The organism is Klebsiella sp. TF21-TM (assembly GCF_019753495.1).
GTDB classification, from domain to species: Bacteria; Pseudomonadota; Gammaproteobacteria; order Enterobacterales; family Enterobacteriaceae; genus Klebsiella; species Klebsiella quasipneumoniae.
The window spans coordinates 23,857-30,513 of the sequence record NZ_JAIJYL010000040.1; the positions used below are offsets into that span (position 1 = coordinate 23,857).

Below are 6,657 nucleotides of genomic sequence, written 5' to 3' on the forward strand. Positions count from 1 at the left end.
GGAGTGAATTTCTTGTCATGGGCAGCTTCTTAGATAGAAGGAATTGAAAATCCATAGTGCCTTAATGCACCTGACTTAGATACCAACTTTTCATTTTTCAGCGCTCTGTTGTCTCGTATTCTGATTTTTTGTTCATGTGGCCATGTAAATTTCAATACCTAAAGTGTTCTGCGTTTGTAGCTGAATTACCTGGAACCCTTCTCTGTGAGCTGCGAGCAATTGGCCTGCACTGCTTTGTTGTGCGCCAAGATGTCACGCTTGGTCTGCTTATCCAACACATCGATATCGTGGTCAGTCAGGTAGATGATCCGCACCCAGCTGCAGGCCGTGTCAACGACTACCGGGGCGGGTAAACTTTTCGCGCAGCTCGCGATCAACATCGTCATCGCCCATACGCTTAACGTCTTCCTGTACATCGCTTGCCCCTTTCGTGACTTCAGCACGGCGTTCTGCCGCGGCGACAGTAGCAGCGGCGTTCTCTTCGGTACGTTGCTGATCAGCTTTGGCTTTCGCCTTACTGGCCCCGCGAGCATGACCAATGCCGAACGCGCCAGCAATAGCACCCAGGATGACGACCACCAGTCCCGCGATAATTTCAAAGCTCATTGCTGCTCCTTCAGTTCGTCGGCCTTTTCTTTCAATGCTGGCTGGCGTACGTATTGCGATAGTACGGCCAGCACCACCAGCGCAGGGCTAATCAACGCAACGATGTTTGGCGGCAGGATGTTTTTGATATCCGGCGGCAGCACCGCCCAGGCGTGCATCGCAGCATCCGGGAACGACTGCGCCCATACACCAACCAGCGCGCCGATAGCTCCCAGCTTTACAGACCACGTTTTCAGCAGCAAGCTGGCATGCCCTACGAACTCCAGCCGGGTATATTTGCGCAGAAGTAACAGAACGAGCACAGCCACCAGCACAAGCAAAGCGAAAATGATCATCTTCACAGGACACGCTCCTTAACCCAGCCGTAGAGAAAATCCTCGTTGGCTTCGCGGCCCTCCGCCAGTTCGAGGTATCTGGCACCCTGGCTGCAGTTCAGCGCACGCAACAGAACCTGTTCACCCTCTTTCCCGCGGGCGGAAAGGTATCCCTTAAGCGCGGTGATGGTTCGGGGACCAATGGCACCATCCGGAATCAGATCGGGATACAGCTTTCCGCGCATATTCATTGCGGTCAGCCAGCGCTGGAAAAACTTACTGGCTACAGATGGCCCCATGTTCACGCCAGTGTCGCAAAGCTCATCTGCCAGTAACGTAGATAGAGCTGCCACCTGGTCAAACCGGGGGCCGGTCCAGTAATCGCTCAGCAGGATTTGCTTTGCTGTTTCCCTGGGCAGGTTCCGCATATCACCGGTGTAGCCATGTGCACGCGCGGTGGTCTGCGTGATGCCCCAGCGGGTCGGCCCGCCTTTATCCGACGGATGATCGACATAACCACCCTCCTTGCCGAGGATCCCCTCGATAATCTGATCTGCTGTCATGGCGCCTTAACTCCGGTAATGCGTTCCCAGAAATAGGTCAAAGCAACAGAACCCATTGCCCCGCTAATTCCGGAAGTGGCCAGTATCATGTAAATGCTCAGTCCGCTTTCAATGCTCACCAGGCCAGCAATAACGCCGGTAAACCCTGAAACCACCATTTGGGCAAGAGCATTGATCAAGCTCCATGTTGCCTTGCTCTGCTTCACATCTATCAGGTAGCGGACAAGTCCACCCCAGCAAGCAATGATCAGCAGAACCAGCCAGGACATCCCGGCAATGCTCTCTTTGTCTTGCATACGTTTAGCCATAGTTACCGCCTCCGATGGAAGATCGGGAAGCTGTGTGTTTGAAAAGGGTCAGGCCCGTCAGGCTGGATTTAACAACGAAGCGTGTCGATGATGATTCCTGCGGGACCTGATAATAAAAAAGCCATGCAAATGCATGGCCTTGTGATTTGAATCCATTATTTACAAAATGTATTCGAGACAGTATCTTTCGACTTCCGGACAAAAAAACATATACCGGGACAAAATCTAAATGTAACTGCCTTGCCTGCATGAAACCATGCGGGCTTTTTTTTGCCCAAAGAAAAAGCCCACCGAAGTGGGCCTTACAGCTATCATCATTTTTTATTAGGTGTGGTGCCGGGTGCCTCCCGGTAAGTCGCCGCCAGTCCACAGACGACTCGCAATGCGCAAAAAAACATATCAGACTAGCAATGCCCCTCCGCATAGGGGGATTCACCACACCAGAAATTTAACATTCAGTCTTTCTGGTTTCAATACTCTGCTTGTCTGAGGTATCGGCTCACCATAACCGCCCAGCCTGATGTTATCAGCGTGTAGCGGCTTGTTTTTCTCTTTGATAAAATTGATTCGCAAATGATTAAAACATCAACTGGTGAAAATATGAGTAAGTACTCAGACCTTTTACAGGTAATCAAGTCCCGGGTTTGTCAAAATAACAACTTCCCCCAAACATTACTGGCAGACTCACACAGTTACAGAGCCAGGCAGGTTTGGTATCGAATAGGACAAATATTCACTCTTGAATGTATTCTCGATGAGTACAGGAAACATTTTTCATCGGATTATTATTATCTTGATAACGATAAGGCTCTTCATCACCTTATCTTCGAAATGACCAAGTGGAAACCTGAAGAGATTAGAAGACTCTCGCTAAACGACTGTCTCTTTATCATTGCCAGTCAACTAAAGCCCAGTTATATGTCAGAAGATGCTGCCGCTGTCCTGGCGTCACTCAATCTGCCGACTGGCCACTATCCTGTTGAGGATTTTCCACAAGAGGACTGGGATCCCAGGGAAAACTCAGCATTCCTTCAAAGCTACCAGTAGCGACTCGCCCAATCTCCGCAGAGATCTGACTCAACCGCTCCTCAAGAGCGGCTTTTTCTGCTATCAGACGGTTGAAGTGGGCAAGATAGATTTTCTGTTGCCCAAGCCAGTCTTCAAGCTGTTGAGTGGTCATGCCCGGGTTAAAAAAATATGGTTGCTGCATAGCTTCCCCTAGATAAGTTACGCATTGTGATCGGGATTCGCTTCAGACGCTGGCCCCTCTGCCGTTCTGGTGCTGGTTGACGGAATCGAACCGCTGACATCCTGCTTACAAGGCAGGCGCTCTACCTTCTGAGCTAAACCAGCAATCTGGTTCAGGGCTCTGCGCAGAGGGCTTTAAAGTATCGTGCAGCACGTCTCTACCCAAGAGCCCTGACCAGAGTGCAGAAATGACAAAGCCCAAGGGGGTTAGCCTTGGGCCTTTAATTTATTTCATGCTGCTCAGTTCGCTTTAACGTCCCGCGCCTATCACAATTCAAGCAGTTTCTGGCTCACTTTGCAAGTAAAATCTGTCGCCATTTGTGCCGAATGCGTCACACATTGGTGCGTACAGCATCGATTCTGCCAAACTAAGCCACGTATCAACTCTGCGTCTACAGGTCATAAAGCACCAGTCGGGATGCTTTTCATAGAGCTCTTCCGCTATGCGGCGTTTGCTCTTCCGTAACCGGTAATGCTCCACCAGCAGGTGATACAGCTCTTTGTGACCACCTGTAATAAGGACTGCCCCCAGTACCTTATCAATCAGCAGTCCCTCATCGTCTGTGCAGAAAGCCAGGCCGCTTTTGTTTTTCCCCGCGAGTATTTCACGAAAAAACGCCTCAAGCTCTGGCTTCGAGATGCCAGACTTCTTCATCCGGCGTAATGCTTCGTTGATGGCTGTTTTAGTGACTTTCCCGGAAGCCAGTAACTGGTTAAACATATTTCCACCACTACCGCCGCCGATGTAGGACCACCGGCCCCACATTCGCAGCTTCCCTTGAATCCAGATGGCTTCCAGCGTTTTCAGCCTGACCATTTCACCAGCTTTTCCAACCTCGGACGGGTTAATCATTATGCGTTCTCCACTATGCCAGCACGCCAATTGCCAGCGAACGATCCAGAAATCGAAACAGCAGCTCCAGCTGTGAGCCGTGCTTCTCCTCAAATGCCACGGTGTCAGCGTGCAACTCGTCGTGATGCGCTCTGCAAAGCGGCAACACAAACAGGTCATGCGCTTTTGTTCCCATTCCACCTTGTCCGTGGCCTATCAGGTGATGGGGATCATCTGCTTGTTTGTTACAGCAGACACACTGCTGAGACTTAACCCAGCGCGTCCAGCTCGCGTTTACCCAGCGGCGGCGCTTTGGTCGCAGCATGAATGATTCCGGCGTTTCAGGATCTACGCGAAGACCGAGAATCTTTTTCTGCACCACTTCGCTCGCCGCTGGCTCCGGCACAATATCGCTCTCCTTCATCACCGGTTGATGCTTTATGTCCGGCAATCGCAGGGCTTTCCGGGCCAGCGATTCAGGGATGACGTGCGCCAGATTGTTTATTACCAGCCACCAGCACAACTCGGGGATCGTCAGTTGATGGTCTTCGTTGAACCCCAGCTGTGAGCGGATGACCGTTATCAACCAGGATACCAGGTTCTCACGCGCAATGCCTGCCAGCGTCTCTGTGTACTGATCACGCAGCAGGTTATCGCAGGCCCAGCAAAGGCGGATGCTGCCAGGCTCATGCCGGAACAACGTAAAATTTTCGCTGTGCCATGAGCCGTGGGGATACTGGCATTCAAAACGACGCTCCAGCTCGGCTTCCAGCGAGCTGATACCACCCGCGCGCAGAATGACGTCTTTGTTTTCGAATACTGGCTTCAAAACCGGATCTCCTGCCAGTGGCTGCGTGGCGGGAGGGATAGCGCCAGTTGCGTAGTCGCTGTATTTTTCCGGTGCAGGCTCAATCAGTACCCGCCCTCTCCTGAACATCGGCATGAGATCAGCACCTGGGCGAAGCAGAACAACGCCCATGCGTGGGGCAATCTCAGGGGTTAGTAGTGCTCTCATTTCATCTCCACGTCAGGCAGCTGCACGAAAACGACGGATAGTGATTTCTACTTTCCCTTTCTTCACGATGTTCCCCCACTCCACCAGCATGCGCTTAACCTGACTGTCGTCTTCCCAGACGCCTGTTAGTGTCAGGGCATCGAACAGCGCTTTGTTGTAGTTATCGATGTCCCGACGGCGCTGATCCGGCGGATACAATACAATGTGAACCTCAGCCAGATCAGAGGATGGCCGGGGAACGGCCCGCAGTTGCTCAATAATCGCCGCTCTCGCTGCCTGCTGGAACTTGCGCCCTGTCTCGCTTACCAGATGCCTGCCTTTCAGCGGTCCCTTGCTCGGGGCGCGCCAGTAACTATTTACGCTCGGTGGAAATGGTAAAGTCAGTTTCATTTAGCCCCCTTAAAGGATCGCTACAACGTCTTTTGCGACTTCCCGCGTACTGCTTTTGCAGGAGATCGAACGGCGCGCGTTGATGAATTGCAGGTTAAAACCATGCTCCCGGTACAGGTCGAGAACCTTCGGTGCAGATGAATTTGAAATTACTACCCGAGCGCCACGGTGAAAGGCAGATACACATTGCTTCGCCAGGTCTACCTGGTTCTCCCAGCTAAAACCACCAGCGACGTAGGCGGTGAATCCGGTTGTTCCCGGCATCGGTTCGTAAGGCGGATCGCAGTAAACCACATCCCCTTTCCCGGCCAGGCTGATAGTTCGGCGGTAGTCAGCGGTCATGAATACGCAGTTATGCGCCATAGCCGCGAAGGCTTTCATCTCATCCATCGGGTAATACGGAGCCTTGTAGCCTCCCCAGCCCACATTGAACTTGTTCGCCTGGTTGTAGCGCATCAGGCCATTGAAGCAATGCCGGTTGAGATACAGGAATGCAGCTGCGCGTTCAGTAGCATCCAGCGTCTGTGCGTTGAACTCGGAACGGATCAGCTCATAGCCATCTGGTGACCGCATGTGCTCGAACATCCAGCGGGCCTGCAATTCCACTTCATCCGGCACCACCGCTAACATCTGGTACAGATTAATCAGGTCCGGGTTAATGTCCGCCAGCAGGTAATCCGCGTGCTTATCGCTGTTCAGGAATACCGCCCCACCACCAACGAATGGCTCTATCAGGCGTTTCCCTGCCGGGATATGCACGAACAGGTCAGCCAGCTGGGTATACTTTCCACCAGCCCATTTCAGAAATGGCTTGCTCATGAGCGGAACCCCGCTGGCACTGTATAAACCACATTGGCGAAACTGGATTTGAAACTATCATCCTGCTTAACCCACTTGCCGCCAGTCCAGGCTGGGCGTCCGGCTGCTTCCCATTTTTTGGCCTTGTCGAAATACTCGACGCAGTTCTCGGGAGCAAACAGAGTTTTGGGCCGCAGGTAGTCGCTCATCTTCGGATCCTGAGCCCATTTCGCGTTCAGGTAGTCAACCACCAGCATCAGGTCTTCAGGGCTGTAATCTTCGGCCAGGCGTCCCCGGATATAACCCAGCGTCGTTTTGGTTCGTCCCCCCTTGCCATAGGTCGAGTTTGTTACTCGATTGAAATGATCCAGAACGAGATCTGCCGGATCGCTCTGGTCTGGTTGCATCGCAACCGGACAAGAGTCTTTACCTGTAATCTCTGTAGTACTCTCTGTTGTATTCTCTGTAAGATCATCGTGCCAATTTGACCTGATGACAGCGGTTCGTTTTGACCCGGTGGAGCGCTTCACATTGACCTCTTCCATCGTGTCATTTTGACCTGATGGAACAGCGCATTTTGACC

12 protein-coding genes and 1 tRNA gene are annotated in these 6,657 nt (G+C 52.2%); 1 reads left to right on the top strand and 12 read right to left on the bottom strand.

Annotated features, from left to right (window positions below; all coding sequences use genetic code 11):
- Positions 1-185: 185 nt before the first annotated feature.
- Genes K5R89_RS27630 through K5R89_RS24585 form a run of 5 tightly spaced genes read right to left on the bottom strand, consistent with a single transcriptional unit; the run spans position 186 to position 1,779 of the window.
- Positions 186-380: a hypothetical protein gene (locus K5R89_RS27630; RefSeq protein WP_071579617.1), complete on the bottom strand. Its 195-nt coding sequence runs from the start codon at positions 378-380 to the stop codon at positions 186-188.
- Complete coding sequence (locus K5R89_RS24570) at positions 331-606, bottom strand: hypothetical protein (protein ID WP_004190672.1); 276 nt, start codon at positions 604-606, stop codon at positions 331-333. The genes K5R89_RS27630 and K5R89_RS24570 overlap by 50 nt, the downstream gene beginning before the upstream one ends.
- Positions 603-947 (bottom strand): hypothetical protein, encoded by a 345-nt coding sequence (locus K5R89_RS24575; protein WP_217259617.1) that lies wholly within the window; start codon positions 945-947, stop codon positions 603-605. The genes K5R89_RS24570 and K5R89_RS24575 overlap by 4 nt, the downstream gene beginning before the upstream one ends.
- Positions 944-1,483: a glycoside hydrolase family 108 protein gene (locus K5R89_RS24580; protein WP_004184488.1), complete on the bottom strand. Its 540-nt coding sequence runs from the start codon at positions 1,481-1,483 to the stop codon at positions 944-946. Before K5R89_RS24580 ends, K5R89_RS24575 begins: the two co-directional genes overlap by 4 nt.
- A complete protein-coding gene (locus K5R89_RS24585) occupies positions 1,480-1,779 on the bottom strand; it encodes a phage holin family protein (protein ID WP_031280382.1) in 300 nt (99 codons plus the stop codon). The genes K5R89_RS24580 and K5R89_RS24585 overlap by 4 nt, the downstream gene beginning before the upstream one ends.
- 612 nt (positions 1,780-2,391) lie before the next feature.
- On the opposite strand from K5R89_RS24585, the gene K5R89_RS24590 reads away from it, so the two are divergent.
- Positions 2,392-2,838 carry a hypothetical protein gene (locus K5R89_RS24590; RefSeq protein ID WP_031280381.1) on the top strand — a complete coding sequence of 149 codons (447 nt, stop codon included), beginning with the start codon at positions 2,392-2,394 and terminating at the stop codon, positions 2,836-2,838.
- On the opposite strand, the gene K5R89_RS24595 is transcribed toward K5R89_RS24590, so the two are convergent.
- From K5R89_RS24595 to K5R89_RS24625, 7 genes are all read right to left on the bottom strand, one after another.
- Positions 2,744-3,001 carry a hypothetical protein gene (locus K5R89_RS24595; protein WP_004184721.1) on the bottom strand — a complete coding sequence of 86 codons (258 nt, stop codon included), beginning with the start codon at positions 2,999-3,001 and terminating at the stop codon, positions 2,744-2,746. The two genes, K5R89_RS24590 and K5R89_RS24595, sit on opposite strands and share 95 nt — an antisense overlap.
- A 67-nt stretch (positions 3,002-3,068) precedes the next feature.
- A tRNA-Thr gene (locus K5R89_RS24600) sits at positions 3,069-3,144 on the bottom strand.
- A gap of 169 nt (positions 3,145-3,313) precedes the next feature.
- Positions 3,314-3,892 carry a DUF1133 family protein gene (locus K5R89_RS24605; RefSeq protein ID WP_004899672.1) on the bottom strand — a complete coding sequence of 193 codons (579 nt, stop codon included), beginning with the start codon at positions 3,890-3,892 and terminating at the stop codon, positions 3,314-3,316.
- Positions 3,893-3,905: 13 nt separating this feature from the next.
- Positions 3,906-4,886 (bottom strand): DUF968 domain-containing protein, encoded by a 981-nt coding sequence (locus K5R89_RS24610; RefSeq protein ID WP_217259618.1) that lies wholly within the window; start codon positions 4,884-4,886, stop codon positions 3,906-3,908.
- A 12-nt stretch (positions 4,887-4,898) separates the two neighbouring features.
- Positions 4,899-5,276, bottom strand: a complete 378-nt coding sequence (locus tag K5R89_RS24615; protein ID WP_000779146.1) for a RusA family crossover junction endodeoxyribonuclease — start codon at positions 5,274-5,276, stop codon at positions 4,899-4,901.
- A 9-nt stretch (positions 5,277-5,285) separates the two neighbouring features.
- Positions 5,286-6,095 (bottom strand): Dam family site-specific DNA-(adenine-N6)-methyltransferase, encoded by an 810-nt coding sequence (locus K5R89_RS24620; protein ID WP_217259619.1) that lies wholly within the window; start codon positions 6,093-6,095, stop codon positions 5,286-5,288.
- The coding region (locus K5R89_RS24625) for a conserved phage C-terminal domain-containing protein (RefSeq protein WP_217259620.1) at positions 6,092-6,657 on the bottom strand (566 nt) is incomplete at its 5' end. The genes K5R89_RS24625 and K5R89_RS24620, both read right to left, overlap by 4 nt.

Coding starts and splice junctions, on each gene's coding strand:
- K5R89_RS24590 (WP_031280381.1), top strand. CDS start 2,392: ATGAGTAAGTACTCAGACCTTTTACAGGTAATCAAGTCCCGGGTTTGT.
- K5R89_RS27630 (WP_071579617.1), bottom strand. CDS start 380: ATGTTGATCGCGAGCTGCGCGAAAAGTTTACCCGCCCCGGTAGTCGTT.
- K5R89_RS24615 (WP_000779146.1), bottom strand. CDS start 5,276: ATGAAACTGACTTTACCATTTCCACCGAGCGTAAATAGTTACTGGCGC.
- K5R89_RS24585 (WP_031280382.1), bottom strand. CDS start 1,779: ATGCAAGACAAAGAGAGCATTGCCGGGATGTCCTGGCTGGTTCTGCTG.
- K5R89_RS24605 (WP_004899672.1), bottom strand. CDS start 3,892: ATGATTAACCCGTCCGAGGTTGGAAAAGCTGGTGAAATGGTCAGGCTG.
- K5R89_RS24580 (WP_004184488.1), bottom strand. CDS start 1,483: ATGACAGCAGATCAGATTATCGAGGGGATCCTCGGCAAGGAGGGTGGT.
- K5R89_RS24595 (WP_004184721.1), bottom strand. CDS start 3,001: ATGCAGCAACCATATTTTTTTAACCCGGGCATGACCACTCAACAGCTT.
- K5R89_RS24610 (WP_217259618.1), bottom strand. CDS start 4,886: ATGAGAGCACTACTAACCCCTGAGATTGCCCCACGCATGGGCGTTGTT.
- K5R89_RS24620 (WP_217259619.1), bottom strand. CDS start 6,095: ATGAGCAAGCCATTTCTGAAATGGGCTGGTGGAAAGTATACCCAGCTG.
- K5R89_RS24570 (WP_004190672.1), bottom strand. CDS start 606: ATGAGCTTTGAAATTATCGCGGGACTGGTGGTCGTCATCCTGGGTGCT.